This is a genomic window from Pseudomonadales bacterium, from assembly GCA_024234165.1.
In the GTDB taxonomy this organism is placed as follows: Bacteria; Pseudomonadota; Gammaproteobacteria; order Pseudomonadales; family UBA5518; genus UBA5518.
On sequence record JACKOP010000002.1, the window covers coordinates 719,908 to 738,042 of the forward strand.

The following is an 18,135-nucleotide window of genomic DNA, read 5'->3' on the forward strand; positions in this document are numbered from 1 at the left end:
TCCCTCAGATAGTCTGGTCAGGCTCATGCGATGCTAGAACTCGCGTTTAGCAGCGGTATTTCAACGGCCTGTTTGCTCCCCGATTCCTTCGCCAGCACACAGTGCCATGGCCTTCACATCGCCCCATGGGTTCCAAATGCCGACCCGGTCCCCTGGCGCATCGCTCCAGGAATCGCCGCGTCGATGCAAGTCCGGTCACAGGCGCTGCACAGTGATTGCCGCTGCAAGCTTCGATGCCTCCGCGAGCTCGAGCAGATGCTTGTGGTGCGTGAAGAACAGCACCTGCGTCTTGGCGCTCAGCTCACTGAGCACCTCAAGGGTTGCCACAGCACGATCGTCGTCGAACTGCACCAGGAGATCATCAACAATGACTGGGAACGGACCCCACCCCTCAATGTGCTGTTCGATCGCGGCAAGCCTCAGCGATAGAAATAGCTGGTCTCGCGTCCCCTGGCTCATCCCGGTGACGGGAACGCGTGCCGCACCTGGACGTATACCAAGTAGCACCTGGCGATCGTCCTCGTAATCGACCGTGAGGCCCGAAAAGCTGCCCAAGGTGATGCGGGCGAATACCTCGGCCGCACGCGCCAACAGTGGGCCTTGGTGCTGCTCGCGGTAGAGCTGCACAACCCGGTTAAGCATGGCACTGGCCAGTCGTGCGCGAGCATAGGTGCGTGCCTCCTTGGCGATGCGCGCTGCAATCGACTGCGTCGCCTGCTGCGCTTCCGCGGCAGCTGTTCCTCCATCGATTGCGTCAAAGCGTTGCTTCGCGCTGAACAAAGCCTCTTGCGCGGCTTCGACTTGGCGCTCCAAGTCTTCGATCTCGGTTCCAGTATCCGCGATCTGTCGGGCGACGCTATCAAGCGTCAGTTGACCTGCCTCCTGTAGCACGGCGTCGACTGGCCGGGCGTTCTGCTGCACCAGCTGCTCGTCGATCTCGTGTAGTCGTTGTTGCAGGCTTTGCTTTCTGGCTGCCATCCCTTCAATCTCGGGCAGCTGTTCCGTCGTCTGGCAACCTGCTTGCTGAACAAGCTCGTTCAGCGCGTTCCGCGCTTGCGTAGCGGCGACGTCCGCCTCCGAGGCTGTCCGGGTTTCGCGTTCAATGTCGTTGACAACCTGCTGCCGCCTCGAATGTGCACCGCGCGTATCGGCCAGCGCCTCATACAGTCGCTCGGCGACGTTGTCCGGGCCCTGCCCTTGCGCCGCTTCGGCGACGGCGCGGGCGATATCGGAAACCTTGGCCTCAAAGCCTGTCACAACGGACTCATGCTCACTGGAGTCCGCAAGAAGATCGCTCAACTCCGTCAACGCAGCGGACAACCGGGAGAACTGATCCAGCCGCGTCTTGGCTTCAGCGGGAACCGCTTCCTTCGTCAGGCGAAGGCCCTCTGCCGCCACACCCCACTTCAGCTTCCATTCGGCGAGCCTTAATGCCGTCTGTTGTCGTTGCCTCTGGAGATCCCGAAACTCGGCCGTCCCCGCTTGAATCTGCTCGGTAACCGAATCGCGATCTGCTCGTGCTTTTCGGGCTGCATTGACTGCCTGTTGAGCGCGCGCAAACGCACCGGCGGCGGATTCGTCGGGAGTCGAGACAGCCAGTCCACCTGCCAGCAGCGCCGTATCCAGAAGGTTGCGGGCTCGGGTGATATCGGTATCGACCGCTCCGCGCTCAGCTCGCAGACTCTCGAGATCCCCGTGTCGCTCGACCAGTCGCTGGTGACGAGACAACCATTCCCGAAGGGCGGCCGGCGGGAGGTCGGACCGACGAAGAGGCGCAACTAGGGCTTCCCATCGATGCTGCAGGTCACGCCGCTTGCCAGCAAGGCGCTCCCGCTGATCCTCATTTCGCTGCATCTCAGCCTGCATGTCCGCAATACGCTGTCGCGTCGCCTCCAGGGTCGTCGCTCGCTCGGTATCCGCGCGGAGCAGGTCGGCCAGACGGTCGGCTTCCCTGATCGCCGCCTCGAACGCAGACGCAAGGGCCTGCGGTGGCAGATTGCCGGCTTCCTTCGAGGCTGACTGGGAATCTCCATCGAGATGGGCGCGGCGCAAGTCGGTCCACTTGCGATCGCGCTCGACTCGCGATGCGACAACCTCCGCTTGCGTGACCACCTCACCCGTGGCGGCCAGTACATTGAGTTCACGGCGGCGATCGTCGAGATCGCGGGTGAGCGTCACCTCCTTCTCCGCAACCAGGCGTTCCTCTTGCGCAAGGGCCGCGAACTCGTTCTCAAATGCGCTTGCCACTTCAGCCAACGGAACCGTGAGCACCACGAGTTCCACCAGCGGACCTGGCCACAACGACGCCGCTTCGCGCTGTAGCCGCCCCTCCTGGTCGGCGATATCCTGGTCGAGCTTCCGCCGGCGCGCTTCGAGATCAGCCACGTTCGCAACGCTCGCCAGGGACGTCTCCAGCTCGTCTACCCGTGCGGACTCCGGCAGGGAGGCGAGACGATCCTTCAAGCGCTCGATCGCCGCTTCCTTGTTGCGAATCTGTACGTCAAGCTGCTCATCACGATCTGTAAGGCGCCCATGCTCATCGATGAGGAACTGCACGCGAGCGACCAGCGTTTCCGGCGGCAACAGCCCGGAAGCCTGAGCTACGTCGCATTGCAATCCGACTTCCGCGAGCAACTTCCGGATCGTTTCCGACAAGTCTGTACGTTGGCGAACCAGACGCGGTAGGGAGTCGCGCGCCGCGCGATATCCATCGATCGCATGAAACACCTGCTCGATGGCGCTCGCATGCTCCAGGACGCCCTCACGGACGATCAGGCCCACCGCGGCGGCCTTGAGTTGCGCCAATCGGGCCTCGGCCGCCTGCTTGGCGTCTTCCGCACTGCGAAGACGCTCCTGCGCGGCCGCGCGCAGCTGGGGCGCCTCGGATGGGAGCAGCGGAATGTGCGCAAGACTCTTCGCCTCCTCTTGCTTGGCCGCGCGTTCAGCAAGCAATGGCAGGTTCGCGCGGATGCGCTGTAGACGTTGTTGCTCCGACCGCTTGTCCTTGAGCGCCTCACGTAGCTGTTGGTGCTTCAGTTCGGCCTGCCGGTGCTCGCGCTCCGCCGTCTCCCAGACGTAGGTGCGGACCGTCGCGTCCTTGAGAACTCGCCTTTGCTCGTCGAACTCGCTCAGCGCGCGGTTCAGGCGCCCGGTGGAACCACGAGCCTTGAATATGGCTGCTGCTTCCTCGTCCAGGTCCGCGATGACGGTACGCAGGCTTGCGAGGCCGGCAGCCGCCTGAAACAAGCTGCGTCCCACCTCTCCCTCGCCGCGCAGCAATTCCTCGCTTCCAGCGACCAGGCCGTTGAGGTCCAAGCCAAACAGGTTCTGGTAGAGGCTCAGGTCGAGCCCGCCAACCAAGTTGGACGCAGCGCTTTCCGGCAGTGGCCGCTCCGTAATCTCGGCACCCGTAGTTTCGTCAACGGCAAAGAGCGTCACCTTGCGCGCCTTCCGACGCATTGCCGATGATCGACTTCCGTCCGGAAGCAGCAGCGTGGCGCCCACCCGCAGGGCGTTGTAGTCGTGGAGAAAAGCATCGCCCGTCCGCTCCGGAATGCCGAACAGGAAGCCGGTGACCGCGCGGAGGATCGTGGACTTGCCAGCCTCGTTAGGCCCGAAGATCACATGAAGGTCGTTGCCGGTACCCGTGGGCAGTTCGATGACGCGGTCCCTGAACGGGCCGAACGCCTTCAGGTACAGGCGCGCAAACTTCACTGGGCGCCCTTTTGACCGGCGAGGCGCGCCAGCAGCTCACCTTCGGCGTCACGCAGAAGCTCTCTGAGGACGTCCGGTGCATCGAGTCGCAGCTCCTCGTCCTGGCTCAGCTCGGCAGGAAGCTTCTGCTTCAGCTCTCTCAGGGCATCGTTCGCAAACGAAGTCAGTGTTCCCTGATCTTGTGCCAACGCCTTGATCTCCCTGACGAGAAGGGCAACCGGATCATCGCCAGCGGCGAATCGATCGATCTCGAACGGGGGACGAACACGGAGATCGACCTTCTCCACCCAGGCGTTGCCGCCCGATGCGTCCAACGCGACGGCTCGAAACTGTTCGGCAATCACCTCTGGCCGGGCGGACACCTCGCGGTGCACAGCGCCCGTGCCGTGCAACCGCAGGCGCACTCCGACGATCCGTCCGTCGGCTTTGGAAAGCTCAGTCCTCACGTCGACTGCTGCGCGATCAAGCAGCGCATCGAGGTCCGGCAGCCCGCCCACGTCGATAGCGATCTCGCTCCAGCGCAACACATCGAGCGCGACCGACTCCGTGGTGATGCTGCCGTTCTCAACGGTGACCAGTTCGCAGCCCTTTGCCCCCTGCTCCCTGATATGCCGCCCTTGCAGATTGCCCGGATACACGACCCAGGGATCGCGAGAGACGATCTCCCGCGCGTGGACATGACCCAGTGCCCAGTAGTCGTAGCCCTTGGATTTGAGAATCAGCCCCGTGGTTGGCGCGTAGTTGTCGTGTCCGGGCCTCCCGGTCAGCGACGTATGCAATGCCCCGAGATTGAAGTAGCCCGGGACAGCGCGTGGGTAGTCGGCGGCGAGGTCATCGAGGACCGCAGCCGTCGCAAAGCTCTGCCCGTGGACCGCGAGCCCGAGGTTGTCGTCGGTCAGCGTCTTGGGGGCCTTGTCGGGGAACAAGTGGACATTCTTCGGAAGTGGAAGAGATCGCGTCAGCTTGCTCGCGGCGTCGTGATTTCCTCGAACCACATAGACAGCGATGCCTGATTCGCCGAGCTGCGCCATCCCCTTCGCGAAGAAGAGCCCTGTATTGAAGTCCGGCCAATCGCCGTCATAGAGGTCACCGGCAATGACCACGAAGTCCACCTTCTCCCGGAGCGCACACTGAACCATGTTCTCGAAGGCTCTTCGGGTCGCGCCTCGGACCTGCTCAACCGGCGCGCCCTCATAGCGCTCCAATCCGCGCAGCGGACTATCAAGATGGATGTCAGCGCAATGAAGAAATCGCATGATCCGCGCCGTCACTCCACCAGCGCCTTGAACACAGCGTCAGCCGAGTCCTTGTAGAACTCGATGCTGATCTTCGTCCACAGTTCGTCGGGCAAATCGTTCAACTGACGGCGCGCCGCGACCGGCATCAGGATCGTCTGCGCCTGCTTGTCGATCGCGAGCTCGACGATCCGCGCCGCGTTGGGGATCAGTTCGACCGATCCGCCGAGGTTCAGCGCCCCGACGACCACCGTTCCGCCTCGCGTGTTCTTGTTGAGCAGCGAGCCGCACAAGGCCACCAGAACGGGCAGGCCCAGGCCTGCCCCTGCCTTGTCCGAATCCATCGCGCGCATCTGGACCGAGAACTCCTCTTCGCGCGGATTGCGGTCGCCGACAAGCTCCTTCGAGCGCGTGTAGAGGTTCTGCTCGCCGACCTTGACGCTTTCGCGAAAGGCGGGCGGCGTGGGCTGGTTGAGGATCTTGACGCCGCTGCCGCGTCCGCAGGTGACTTCGATCCTGTAGAGGCCTGCGCCCGTCTCCCCTGATCCCGGGTTTGCACCCCAGACCTGTCCAGGCGGCAGCGGGTCGGACTCGATCGCCTCGTCGCTGTGCTGCTCAGGCGTGGAAACGAACTGCTCGGCGCCCTCCGGACCGAGGATGTAGCTGAAGTGGGTGTTGCGGAACTCGCTCTTGAACACCCGCCGCTGCTGCTCCTTGACCCTCCTGCAGGACTCCAGCGCCAGGCGCACCATCCACTCGAGGTCCTCGTCCGAGACTGGCATCGCGGGGTCCGGGAACAGGAGCCAGCCAAGCCGCTGACGGTCTTGTTCACGGCCTCGATGTCACGCCCACTCAGCGCGCCGCCGAGATGCACCCGGCTTTGCATGACGGACACACGGTTTGCAGCGCGCAGCCGGTCCCAGCATTCGCGAGGAAATCGCTGACGAGGCCGAAATGGTCGGTCACGTGCTCCAGTGGGATTCAGCTTCAGGAAGTCCCATCCGGGCACATAAGCGTGCAGACGGTCCATGAAGGCCGTGTCGTTGCGCATCTCCGGCGGCAGCGGGCTCAGCAGATGTCCCACCCGCTGCTGCTGCTCGACGTCCACGTCGGTTGCCGACCATGACCGGGCTGCCGTCGGCACGGATGTTCTCCTTGCCACGGCTGAACTGGCCGGACGCCATGTAGCCCTTCATGATGTTGACGCCGTCCTTCTGATCGAACGAGATGCCCGACACCTCGTCGAAGCAGACCACGTCGTACTGGCAGACCAGCCTCTTTGCCCCGTCGAGTTATTGACGAACATCTTCGCCACCGTCGCCTTGCCGCCGGAAATCAGGTGCGAGTACGGCGAGATCTGCTGGAACAGGTGGCTCTTGCCGGTTCCGCGGGGGCAAGCTCGACCATGTTGTAGTTCCGCTCGACGAAAGGCACCATCCGCAGGAGGACGACCTTCTTGGCGCGATCGGATAACGCCGACGCTTCCAGCCCGATCGAGCGCAGCAGGAAGTCGATCCATTCCGCGACGGAGAAGGTCTGCCGCGCCTTCATGAGCACATCCAGCACATCCGCCTTCGACATCTGGATTGGCCGCAGAGCGTCCACCTTGAACGGCCGCCCTCCCGTCTGCTGGGCGATTACCCCGTCGTAGCTCAGCGTCACTTCCGCGTAGAAACCGTCGGTCAGCATGCGCTCGTTGTCGCGGACCGTTTGGTCTTCGATGCGGACATCGCGCAGCGCAAGGCTGGGCAGCTCAGCCAGGTAGCAGTCGTTCTTCGCGTCGAGCCGGGCGCGAACGATGTCGATCAGCTTGACCGACCCTGTTTCCTTGGCTCGCGCCTTGAACAGTTCCTCCTCGCCGGTGCGCACCGTGCGATCCTTCAGCTGCTTCTCGACGATCTGCAGACCTTCGTTGATCTCGTTCTCGTCGACGCTTGCGCAGTAGCGGCCCAGGAGGAACTCGACGACGTAGGTCGGCACCGGGTACTGGCGCGAGTACTTGCGTACGAGGTCTTTGCGAACCAGGTAACCGTCGAAGGCCGACGCCGCGAGCCTGTCCAGCGCATCCAATTCCATGCTCATTGCCCTTCTCCAATCGTCGTGGGCCGATAGTCGAGCACCCGTCCCGTTGCATCGAGGACGACGGCCATCGCCGCCGTTCCCTCGTAGTCGTCACGCTCGACGGCCAGGCTCGCTTGACCGTTGCTGCCCAGATCCTTTGCCGTGGCGATGCGCTGCCCTTCGGGATCGGCCTGCTTCCAATTGCGTCGAAGCTCGACGCGCAGTCCCGCGGCGTTCGTGTCAACGACGACCCGGCAACGCATGCCCCGCCAGCTGACCTCGGTGATCTGCGCCTTCAACGCGACTTCGCCTTGCTCCACCAGCATGTCGGGCACGACGCACTCCTGCGGGCTGACTCCGCCATGCGCGTATTCGGTGTTGACGATGAACGAGCCGATGCCCGGCGGCGATGCGATGCGTGCGTGGGCGTTCCAGAACCACCCAAACGTGGGCACGTCCGGGCTCGACTCGCCTCGCACGGAGGCACACCTCGCCCACTTGGTGGCGACCAGGTGAGCCGGCAGCTCCACTTTGGGCATGCCGCCCGGCACGAGCAGCCAGCCGTGATCAGTCACCACGCGAACGCGCGTCCACCCCGTGCCGAGCAACGCCGAGACGCGATCGGCAATTGCCTCGATCTCGACATCGATGTGCCGTACAAGCGATGCCCCCAGCGAATGACCCATCTCGTCCAGACGCCCGATCTCTGTCCACCCCCCCTTTTCGGCGTTGGCAGCAAGCGTCGTCTCGTCAGCATCCAGTATCTCGACACCAAGACGTGCCATCTCGTCGCGCAGGCGCGAGGCGCTCACCGGTTGCTTGCTGGTCGCAAGGACCGGGTTGAAATCCTCGGCCAATGCGGCGCCTTCACACGCCGCATGAGCCGGCGAGGCGATCGGCTTGGCGGTGGCAGTGACCGTGGGCAACGGCGCGAGGCGATGCCCGAGCTTCACTCTCAGTCCCCGTTGCTCCAACCGCTCCTGGAGCATGCCGGCGACATCGAATCGCAGCCCGTCGGCGAACACCAGGCAGGCCTCGGCCTCTGCCTCTACACCCAAGACCAGCCGGCGGTATTCGGCCTCGTTCTGAGCGGCAAGCTCCTGGAACCTGCGGGCGGACTTGTCCAGCCACGGCGCGTAGAGCGAGCGCACCACCTTGGCGACCAGTGCGTTGTCTGAAGGCGACTTCGCGTGGTTCATTGCATCGAGCGCCGCTCGATCACAGCGCCAGCCCTCGGTGGCATAGTCAGCTGCCATCGCTGCCAGCGACACGCCGCCCAGCGCATAGCGCGCCATGGTTGCGAGCCTTGCCAGCGGTTCCAGCGCGTGCGCCATCATGCTGTAGCCAAGGTCCGCCCAAACCCAGGATCGCCGATCGCGGTTCTCTGCCTCCAGCTCGAGAACCCGGGCGCACAGCTTCTCGTGCGGCATGGCCACCGCCGCCTCCAACGCATATCGGAGCTGAGCCTCCTGCTCGTCGTTCACCTGCGGCTGGCGCGCCCGGTCGACGAGCAGATCACGCGGCCTGGCGTGGCGAAGCAGCTCAGTGACGCCCGGGTAAGCCCGTGGCGCCTCACGGAACCTGCGCCAGACGTCCTCCCATTTGCCATTGCCGTTGAGCAGCAGGTCGCCCGCCCGCGCCGGGCCATCCTTGTCGGGGTCGAACCCGAACTCGCGAGTGCAGATGTTCCTGAACGCCCCCCACCGCGCCGTGTCGCAACGCGCCTGGAACGCTCCAGACTCCGACATCCAGCCCAGCAGATCGCGGACAGGATCCCCCACCGAAAGGCGGTCGAAGTCGTCCGCATCGAGTCGGCGCCCTCTGAGCGGTGCGATCGGCTCAGTGGCCAGCACCGGCAACGCGCGCATCAGCGCCTCGCGGGTTCGCATGTCCAGCGACATGTCGAGACCTAACGCCGCCTCGGAGGTCATGAACGCCTCCACCGTCCAATCCCGGCCGTTCTTCTGATGCCAGACCGCGCCGCGGTACTGAAGCTCGATCAATGGGTGCAGAGAATCGGGGCAGTCTCCGCCCGCGCGCAGTTCCTGTCGGCTGACTCCAGGCATGTACAGGATGGGCACGGTGCCGGGTGGTGGCGCCAAGTCGGGCAGGCTCCGGTCGACGACGCACTTGAGCCAGATGGCCGGCCCCGTGCGGCGCGCGGCGTCGTAGGCGCCGAGCACGCAGAAGCGGGAACACGCTTTCTGCAGGGCTGGCACCAGAGGGCGCCACTGCCCATCGGCATCCGTCCACAAGAGCGCCACCGGTTCCGCTACACCTTCGGGCGAGCGCGTGGCTGCAGCAAGCGACGCGATGAGCGCATCGAGCAAGGTCTGCGCGTCACCGCCTGCGGTCTTCATGGTGCGCAGCCCACACGGCGCGCGATTTCGCGGCACAGCGCTTCGAAGTCGTCGTGGCAGCGTTGAACGTTGGCCTGATGCGCACCGATTGCACCATCGGCTGAAGTCAGGTCGAACATGGGTTTGCGAGCTTCCATCGCCATCGGCATGAGGCTGCGGTAGTGCTTGATGCGCTGGATCTGGTTGGCGTCCGGTGTCGTGACCGTTCCTTGCTCGTCCAGAACGCTTTCCCGATAGGCTCCCGGCAGCCGAGCCTGCCACTTCGCGTAGGCCTTGGTCGGTCGGCCCAGGCGCTCCGCGTGCTGCATCAACACGTAGCCGACCGGTGCCATCTGACCTTGCGGCATTTCACCCAGCGCGGCAGACGCCTTGGGCAGTGCCTGCTGCCAGGTCTGCCGCCATTGGCGCAGGGTCGGACCCAGGTTCTTCAGGCCTTGCAGGGAAAACAGGTCAGGGGCAACCGGCACCACCACATGGCTGGACGCGACGAGCGCCGCGCGGTTGATCGCGCCCAGGTTCGGCCCCACGTCGATCAGCACCAGATCGGCCGCGTGCCGCTGCGCCGCCTCGCGGATCACGCGCCAGAAAGCCGTGGTCACGCGAAAGGCGCGCTCACGCCCTTCGAGGCAGCGCGGCCACTCGGTCGACAGATCGTCCTCGATGCGCGACAGCGCCAGATCGCCTACCAGCAGCCCGAGCTTGCCGGCCATGGCCTCGATGTGCGCTGGGCGGATGTCGCCCGTTCCTCCGAACAGCGGCGCTACCGCGCCGTGCAACGTCTGCGGGTGATCGTCGTCGGGCCACAGCGCTTCCAGCCGTTCCTCGTCCAGCGCCATGATGGATAGGTTGGACTGCGGGTCCAGGTCTACCGCCAGCACGCGGTGGCCGAGCTCGGCGAACATCCACGCCGTGTGATAGACGAGCGAGGTCTTGCCTACCCCGCCCTTGTTGTTGAAGAAGGCGATGCTGATCACGGTTGCTCCCCTGCAACGATCGCGGCCACGAAGCCCGGTTGCACCTCGAAGCGCAGCCGCCCCCCCAAGGCCTTGCGGGCGATCGCGATGCCGGCGCCGAAGCGCTGCACGTAGCCCAGCGCGCGCAGTGCCTCGGCAAGATTCGGGTTTCGATAGTCCGTGACACCCGGCTGCCCGAAGTTCTCCGGCGTCACGCTGCCGAAAGGCCCGCCCGGGTTGTGGATCTCGATGCGGTCGTCGAACCAATACACGCGCACCGGAGCGTTCGTCGCCTCGTAGCTGCGGTGCATGCAGGCGTTGCGCACGAGCTGGCGCAGCGCGTCCATCGGGTACGCCTCGTTGCGCGACTCCTGCGCGGTATCGGCGAAGCGAACGCCGCGCAGGTTGTGGACCTCGAGTTTCTCTTCCAGCCGACGAATCTGGTCGGCCACGGTGCCGTGAATCGCATCCTCGTCCGCCACCGGCGCCGTGAGGTCGTTGCCGGCGAGCCGCAGGAACTGCGTGTACGCGCCGGGGAGCCAGTCGGCCGGCGACTTGCCGACCACCAGCAGACCGAGCACGGTAGGTCGCGGTTCGGCATCGCTCAGCACGAGCTTGGTTGCCGCCAGCCTTTGCTCGTAGCTACGCTCGTTGGCGGCCAGCACGTCCCGCGCGACCACCGCGGGCAGGTACTCCTGCTCGAAGCGCAACCGGTCCAGTTCGTCCAGCGTGGCGTCCGCCACGGGCTGCACGTCGAACGGGCGGTCCCGGTGACGCCGTCGTTCGTTGAGGATGCGTTCGTCCTGCGCGCTCGCCAGCCCGCGGCGCGGTCCCCACCGAACGTGGATGCGCTGCTTGAAGCGTACCGGCGGCGAGTTGCACGGCCAGACCGTCACCACCGCCAGGTCGTGGCCGCGCAGATGGCGCTTTTCGACGAGCAGGGTCGGCGGGGGGACGATGTTTCCGTCGGTCTTGATGTCGGCGAGCTGGCGCAGCAATTCGTCGGACACGTCGAACCCCTCGACGGGGTCGCCGTCGTCTCGCGCGCCGATGAACACCACGCCGGGTGTTTCGTGGCCGGGGAGATCGTTGGCGAACGCGCAGACGGCCTCGCGCACGGTTGTAGGCGCGTCGCCCCTGAACGACTGCTTGCGCTCGACGCAGTCCGACTCCAGGTCCGCCAGCATCGCCTCGAGCTCGGCATCGGCGTGGGATTTCATCGTCCGGCACCTTTCATGGTTGCGCCGCGTAGATCGTCAGCAGCAGTTCGGACTCGTCGAGCAACCGGTACTCGGGCGTCTTGCCAGCGAGCCTGTTGCTGTTCTCCAGGATGATTCGTACCCCTTCGCCGCGCTTGTCCATCAGGGTCACGCGATCCGTCGCGAACGGCGCGTCCTGCGGCACGGGGCAGCGCGCGAGCAGGCTGGCCAGCGTCTCGTTGCGTGCCGCCTGGCGATAAGGCAGGCTGCCGATGTCCAGCGTGTTGGGCAAGGCACCGGGCGAGTACAGCTCGAGCCGGTCCTGGAACATGCGCAGGCGGATCTTCGAGCCGTGGATCGAGTAGTCCCGGTGCGCGACGGCATTGACCAGAGCCTCGAACACCGCGGTCATGTCGTATTGCGGCCGGTCGCGGCGGCCCACCGACTTGCTCGCCGCGACCTTCATGTTGCGGAAGACGAAGCGGCACGCTTCGACGATCTGCTCGTCCACGGGGCCCTCGATGTCCTTGGCATCGATCTGGTACAGGTCGCGCCCACCTTCGGGCACCACGCTCTTGCCGCGGTAGGCCACCGCCTGGATGAACGCGTTGGGCAACCAGCGCCGCGGCGTGCGCGTGGCAATCAGCACACCGGCGACGGTAGGCTTCGTGACGCCGTCGTCGTCGCGCCGGGCGAGGCCGAGCTTCGCGAGCAAGACCTCCTTGCGATCGCGAGACCGGGCACTGCGAAACCGCCGCCACAACGCCGTGTCCAGCTCCGCGAGCGCAGCCCCGGCGACGATCTGCTCGTCGAAGCGGATCAGGCCCGTCTGACTGCGCTCCTGGAACAGTCGCGCGAGCAGCTCGGGGCGCAGCGTGCGCTTCGAACTGCCCAGCCGCCGCAGATAGCCCCCGGGACTCTGGTGGACGAACAGGCTGCGCGGGATGTCGATCTTGAGCACCGCGACCGGCGACCCGTCGGCCGATGGCAACATCAGTCGCTCGATGTCGGCCGTGAGCGGCGGCTCGATCGAATCGTTGCAGATGGCGCGGACGAACTCCTCCACGGCATCGAGTTGCTGCACCGCAATGCCGACGACGCTTCGCGTTGCGTCGTCGACGCCGAGCACGCACACCCCGCCCTTGCCGTTGGCGAAGGCCGCCAGCTCGTCGGCCAACGCGTCGCGGTGCGGCGCCGTCACGCGCTTGCCCGTGATGCGCAGTTCCTTCAACTCCAGGCGCGAGTCCTCGCCGAGGCGAATCTTGGCCAACAACTCATTCACGTCATCGAACATGCGGTTCTCCTCGAGCGCGCGCCCTCGCGGCTTGCTTGATGGCCCGCGTGTAGTGCAGGTCATTCCAGCGGTTGCCGTCCGGTTCCTTGCCGCGGCCGCCGAAGTCCCGCTGGTCATCCTTGTTGTCCGGATCCCAACCCCAGAACCACGGGAAGTCGTCGCGCGGACGCTGCGGCTCCTTGCCACGGTCTTTGTCCCACTTGATCTTGGGCGTCGTTCGCAGGATGCAGGCGCCCTTGGCGCGCGCACCGAGGGGCTTCGCAGTCATGAACGGGCGGATGTTGATCCGCACACCATCGTTGATGTCCGGCTCCCAGCCGATCGGCTGCTCGGCAAGCGGCTTCCAGCGGACGAAGAGATCGTAGGGCGGCTCGCCGGCGAGGATGTTCGTCAACTCGATCTTCAGATGCTCCGCCGCGGCGACGCGCGCGTCCGCCCCTTCGACACCGGCCTTCTGGTCGGCGCGCTGCCGGTCGATCCAGTCGCCGAGATACGAGTACAGCAGCTTCTCCAGCGTGCGCCGCCCTTCGCCGTTCGGCGCGGCCAGGCGGTGGTAGTTCACCAGCGCATGGAAGCCGTCGCGGCGACCATCCCAGATGTGCCAGACGAAGGGGCGCTGATGGAACAGATCGCAGTGCTGCGTGAAGAAGCCGTCGCGCAGCCAGTCGTCTAGCGTCTTGCCGGCGAAGCCGACCTGCGCAAGCAGACCGTCGAGTTTGGCGGCGGACCACTCGCTGCCGAATGCATCTGCCAGCAGCGCCAGCAGGCGGGCGGCGGCCGGCTGCTCGCCCTTGACAGGATTAAGTGCCACGATGCCATCGTGGTCGGCGTGCTTATCCAGCCCGTCAGGGCCGAGCGCCGGGCAGTCGAGGAAGCTGGAGCCCGTCTGGCGCGGCCAGCGGTAGCCGGCGAGGCGCGCGACAGCCACCTGCAGCGGTGCTTCGCAGCCGCTTGGCACCCCGTCGAACAGCCACTGCGTTGGATCTTCCGAGTGCGGCTTTGGGAGACCCTCCGGGTACTTCTCAATGGCGACTTGCTGCCAATGTGCGAGATCGAACGGAACCTTGACCAACGTGGCGTTGGTGACGTTTAGCTTTTGATCGACCCGGCGAACGTCTTCGAGGAACTGCGACGAAGAACAGTACGACCAGAGTGCGGGTAGATCGGCCGCGTCATTTGGGACCATTACGGCACATGTCATGTCGTACGGTGTGCCGAGATACGGCGCTGGGGGCAAGGTCCGCATTTGCCCGACCGCGACCCCTAAGCGGCCCCAGATTGGACGCCCCTTCACTCCATTACCCAGTACCTGGGTGAGCGCGCCATCGCCCTGTTCCCAACGCAGAATCAGCTCTCTGCCGCTAGACCATGGTCCGTCATTACTCGCGCTCTGAGTTGGTTCCCACGCCTTGCCGAGAACCTGCTGCTCCCAGAACATCTGCATGAACTTCGGGTTGTCCCCTGAGGTAAGCCCTTGGTACGCGCCCGCACAAGTACCCAGCAAAGGCAATGCCGACGGTGCATCAAAGGTGATTCGTGCATCGGGATTACCGACCTGCTCGGCTTGGGTCACAACGCGCGCAGCGTCGCCGAGCAACGTGGCGTCCTTTTGCTCCGGCGCCACCCCCCCACTGGCGTCCCACCCACCGAAGCAATGCCCGTCCTCCGCCCGGCGGCGCGACAGCGCGAGCAAGGCGACGTTCACCACTTCGCCGCTTATGGTCTCGAAGGCGCGCGGCCCCAGCCGCGCCACCACATCCCACTGCGCCTCTGCGAGCAGCCGCTGGCGCAGCTTCTTGTAGGTGCCGAGGAACAGCCAGTTCTGCGGCGTGACGAGCGACGTGCTGCCACCTTCGGCGCAGAAGTCCAGGCAGCGCTCGACGAAGCAGGTGGCGAGATCGGCCTTGGAATCCGGGTGATGCCCTTCGCAGTATTCCTTGAGCACCTTGTCCTGCTTGCCGCGACCGAGATATGGCACGTTGGTCGCCACGAGCGTGAAGCGGCCGGCAAGAATCTGCGCCGCCTTCGCCAGCCCCTGCGCCGCAACCGCCATCTCCGCAAGCTCCGCCGTCTGTGCTTTCCCCATCACCTGCACGAGCAGTGGTTCCAGATCGTCGAAGCCGTGCTCGACCAGATCGCCACCGGCTGCGCGCGGGTCGATCAGGCTGCCGAGCCAAGGCGCGCGCGCGAAGAGGTCGTACAGCCGCTCGAACCCCCGATTCATCGCGTCCGAGAACAGGTTGTCCTCGGTGCCCAGCAGATCGGTCTTCGGCGGCACCGGCAATGCCTGCGCGGCCCGCTCCGCGAGCTTGAGCCACTCGCCTTTGGATACGCCGAGCGACAGCCCCGAGCAGGCCAGGTGCAATGTTGGAAGTTGCCGGTAGCCGATCCTCCGCCAGGCGGCCAGCGCAAGGTTGAAGGCCGCGATCTGCGTGCAGCGCGGGTCGATCTCGAGCCCGAACAGGTTGTCGCGCAGCACGGCCTCGATGGCGGCCTCTGCCGAGAGCCGCTCTTCGGCGGCCCGCATCGCGGCGAGCATTGGTAGTGCGAACACCAGGAAATGCCCGCTGCCCATGCAAGGGTCGAGCAGCGTGATGTGCTTGGCCGCCTTGGGCCACCCATCGAACGTCCCCGCAGCGGGACGCCACGGATTTCCTTCCTCACGCACGAAGCGCAAGTAGGTCCACGCGGCATCGCCGACCGCGCAGGCCGCGCGCAGCTCGTCCTCGTTCGATGCCGATTCGGCTAGATGCGGGCTTGCCGCGAGCACCTTTCCTGCCCACCACGCGCCCAGCGTGTTGTGCAGCAGGAAGAGCACCATGTAGTCCTCGGTGAACAACTGCGTCACCGCCGGCAGCTCGTCGGCCCCGATCTTCTTCTCCGACCGGTTGACCTCTTCCTTGCGGTCCGCCTGCCAGTACTGGTACACCCACCCGAGGCTGTCGTCTGCGATGAACACGTCACGCGGCAGCGCCTTCATCAGGTCTTCGAGTGCCGAACGCGTCTCCGGTGGAAGCGCCACTTCGAGAACCGGATCGCCGGAGCGAAAGATCTGCGGCAGCATGCGTTGCGCGTAGTCGGCGGCGAGCTCGAGCCAGTCGCGCGCTGAAGCGCGGGCCAGCTCTTCGCACTCCGCCAGCGAGATCGCCACGCCGGACTGCGGCTCGATGAGAAGTTCGCACTCCGCCAGATAGCGGGCGAAGAGCATCCGATGCCAATGCTCGTAGGCGCATTCGGTTGCGAGCCGATCGATGCCCTGCACGCCGCGCCGATCGTCGCGCCGGTCGCCGAGCTGCCGACCGTGCGCGCGCAGCCGATTGCGCAACTCGCGCTGCGCCGGCGTCATGCTCGGCCAAGGCTCGTGGTGGTGCACGGCAAGCTGCTCGATGATCTTGCGCGCGCCAGCTTCGGCGGTGCGGCGGGCCGCTCGCACGGTGTTTTCGAGTGAGCGGCGAAGCTCACGGGAGAGGGTTGGCATATCAGGGCCCCCCGAATCGGCCTTCGAGCGTCGCGAACAGCCGCTCGCAGTGCGGGCAACGCTCGCGCGCCTTGCCTGGATCGACCCGCGCGAGCAGGGCCGAAGCATGATTGATCTTCCCGTAGGCGCCTTTCGAGGTCTTCTGCGTCGCGCGCCCGAGCGCCTCGTAGATCGACTGCTTCGGTTCCTCTTCAAGGTTCTTCCGCCTCGAAAGGCGATTGGACTCGAAGTTCTTGCCGTAGTAACCGGCCATGGCATCCGGATCCGCGACCAGCCAGGCTTCCATGCATTGAGCCATCAGATGCACCTGGGGCTCGAGCGCCGTCTTGATCGTCCAACCGTCTCCTTCGCGACGGCGCAGGTGCTCGCAAGGCGGGCACGTCACCTCTTCTTCCGAATCCACGAGCAGGATGTGAAGCACCTCTGTGTCGTTCGCCACTGCACGATTCCAGCGCCGAAACGCCTGCTCGCGGCCGCCAAGGGCGACCAGTCGCCAGCGCCAGCCCCTGGAGTCCGCGAACTGCCTGAGCGACCGCAGGAACGCATCCATGCCCTGGCGCAGCTGGGCCTGCGTCTCCCGAATGTCGCCGCCCCCCTCGAGGTAGATGACGACCTCCTTCACGGGTTACCCCCGAGCTCGCCGATGCGCCACAGGTCGCCGAGGCGGTATCGGTCGAGCCAGTCCTGAACCCTCGCCGACTCGATCCGCCGCAACTGACTGGCGCCGGCAATGCGCTCGCAGACGAGCACCGATTCGGCGTGCTCGGTCAGCGCGGACACCAGGACATCAGAGTGGGTCGTCACGATGAGCTGGATGCGTTCCGATGCCGCCACGAGCAGCTCGGCGATCAGGGCCAGCGCGTCGGGGTGGAGGCCGAGCTCGGGTTCTTCGATACACACCAGCGGCGGCGGCGCCGGATTGAGCAGGGTCGCGAGCAGCGCCAGGAAACGGATCGTACCGTCCGAGAGGCGAGTGGCCGGTATCGGTGAAGCGAAACCGGATTCATGCAGGTAGAACTGGACGGTTCCCCCGATCACCCGGGTGCTCATCCGCTCGAACCGCGGGAAAAAGCGCTTCAGGCAACGGTTGAATTCCGGCGCGTGGCCGCGGTGGTCGAGTTCGTTGAGCACCATCCCGAGATTGGCGCAGCTCGGCAGCAGCACGTCGCCGGGCAATGCGGCCGACTGAGGCTTTCTCAGCTCCGCATAGCGCCCGAAGCTCCATTCGCGAAAAGTCTGGATACGCTCGAACTGGCCCCCGAGCCACGCCACTTCCGGGTAGAGATCGGGTTCCTTGCGTTGCGACAGCACCGATTCGTCAGGCCGCAGCATCTGGCGTTCGATCCGTCTGGCCACATAGTCCGAGGCCCGCGGCTGCTCGACCCTGAGGGGTTGTTTACGGGTGTTGATCGCGGGCTGACCACCTTGAAACCGATAGTAGAAAAACACGTCTTTCGCATTGGGTACCCGTCTCGAGGCCTCTTCCAAGACCTCGTCCACGATCTCGAGACGATGATTCACGGCGCGAAATGCGAGCCGGTAGCGAAGGTCTCGCACGTTCGTCGGGCTGGGCGCCAGCGTGACTTCGATCGCCGCATCGCCCTTGCCGTCCTTGCCCTTCCAGAGCCATTCCTCGGCGCCGCCTCCATCGCGGATCGCGTTGGCGAACGCCGTCGGCGTGGCATGCAGTAATTCGAAAGCTTCGATCAGATTGGACTTGCCCGAGCCGTTCGGGCCGATCAGGACATTGAGATTGCGCAGCTCGATGGGTGCGCTGTCCGGGGCGAAGGAAAGCAGCCCCGACAGGCCGATGCTCTTGAAGCTCAGTGGATTCATCGCGG

The 18,135-nt window shown here is 65.3% G+C and carries 9 protein-coding genes and 1 pseudogene; all 10 read right to left on the minus strand.

Annotation, left to right across the window (positions count from 1 at the left end):
- Positions 1–195: 195 nt before the first annotated feature.
- The 10 genes and pseudogenes from H7A12_08930 to H7A12_08975 all read right to left on the minus strand — a co-directional run bounded on the left by H7A12_08930 (position 196) and on the right by H7A12_08975 (position 18,130).
- Positions 196–3,714, minus strand: a complete 3,519-nt coding sequence (locus tag H7A12_08930; protein MCP5320931.1) for an AAA family ATPase — start codon at positions 3,712–3,714, stop codon at positions 196–198.
- Entirely contained in the window at positions 3,711–4,970 is a 1,260-nt protein-coding gene (locus H7A12_08935; GenBank protein ID MCP5320932.1) for a DNA repair exonuclease, read from the minus strand. The genes H7A12_08930 and H7A12_08935 overlap by 4 nt, the downstream gene beginning before the upstream one ends.
- 11 nt (positions 4,971–4,981) lie before the next feature.
- Positions 4,982–7,025: pseudogene (gene brxL, locus H7A12_08940) on the minus strand (BREX system Lon protease-like protein BrxL).
- A 2-nt stretch (positions 7,026–7,027) separates the two neighbouring features.
- On the minus strand, positions 7,028–9,370 hold the full coding sequence (gene pglZ / locus H7A12_08945) for a BREX-1 system phosphatase PglZ type B (protein ID MCP5320933.1): 2,343 nt from the start codon (positions 9,368–9,370) through the stop codon (positions 7,028–7,030).
- On the minus strand, positions 9,367–10,344 hold the full coding sequence (locus tag H7A12_08950) for a ParA family protein (protein ID MCP5320934.1): 978 nt from the start codon (positions 10,342–10,344) through the stop codon (positions 9,367–9,369). The genes pglZ and H7A12_08950 overlap by 4 nt, the downstream gene beginning before the upstream one ends.
- Positions 10,341–11,543: a putative DNA binding domain-containing protein gene (locus tag H7A12_08955; GenBank protein MCP5320935.1), complete on the minus strand. Its 1,203-nt coding sequence runs from the start codon at positions 11,541–11,543 to the stop codon at positions 10,341–10,343. The genes H7A12_08950 and H7A12_08955 overlap by 4 nt, the downstream gene beginning before the upstream one ends.
- Before the next feature lie 13 nt (positions 11,544–11,556).
- Positions 11,557–12,816, minus strand: a complete 1,260-nt coding sequence (locus tag H7A12_08960; GenBank protein MCP5320936.1) for a putative DNA binding domain-containing protein — start codon at positions 12,814–12,816, stop codon at positions 11,557–11,559.
- Positions 12,806–16,294, minus strand: coding sequence for an N-6 DNA methylase (locus H7A12_08965; protein ID MCP5320937.1), 3,489 nt, complete (start codon positions 16,292–16,294; stop codon positions 12,806–12,808). The genes H7A12_08960 and H7A12_08965 overlap by 11 nt, the downstream gene beginning before the upstream one ends.
- A gap of 1 nt (position 16,295) precedes the next feature.
- Entirely contained in the window at positions 16,296–16,916 is a 621-nt protein-coding gene (locus tag H7A12_08970; GenBank protein MCP5320938.1) for a DUF4276 family protein, read from the minus strand.
- Complete coding sequence (locus H7A12_08975) at positions 16,913–18,130, minus strand: AAA family ATPase (protein MCP5320939.1); 1,218 nt, start codon at positions 18,128–18,130, stop codon at positions 16,913–16,915. The genes H7A12_08970 and H7A12_08975 overlap by 4 nt, the downstream gene beginning before the upstream one ends.
- Positions 18,131–18,135 lie beyond the last annotated feature (5 nt).

Bases quoted from the DNA above. Each gene is read 5' to 3' on its own strand.
- H7A12_08935 (MCP5320932.1), bottom strand. From the start codon at position 4,970: ATGCGATTTCTTCATTGCGCTGACATCCATCTTGATAGTCCGCTGCGC.
- pglZ (MCP5320933.1), bottom strand. From the start codon at position 9,370: ATGAAGACCGCAGGCGGTGACGCGCAGACCTTGCTCGATGCGCTCATC.
- H7A12_08955 (MCP5320935.1), bottom strand. From the start codon at position 11,543: ATGAAATCCCACGCCGATGCCGAGCTCGAGGCGATGCTGGCGGACCTG.
- H7A12_08960 (MCP5320936.1), bottom strand. From the start codon at position 12,816: ATGTTCGATGACGTGAATGAGTTGTTGGCCAAGATTCGCCTCGGCGAG.
- H7A12_08965 (MCP5320937.1), bottom strand. From the start codon at position 16,294: ATGCCAACCCTCTCCCGTGAGCTTCGCCGCTCACTCGAAAACACCGTG.
- H7A12_08975 (MCP5320939.1), bottom strand. From the start codon at position 18,130: ATGAATCCACTGAGCTTCAAGAGCATCGGCCTGTCGGGGCTGCTTTCC.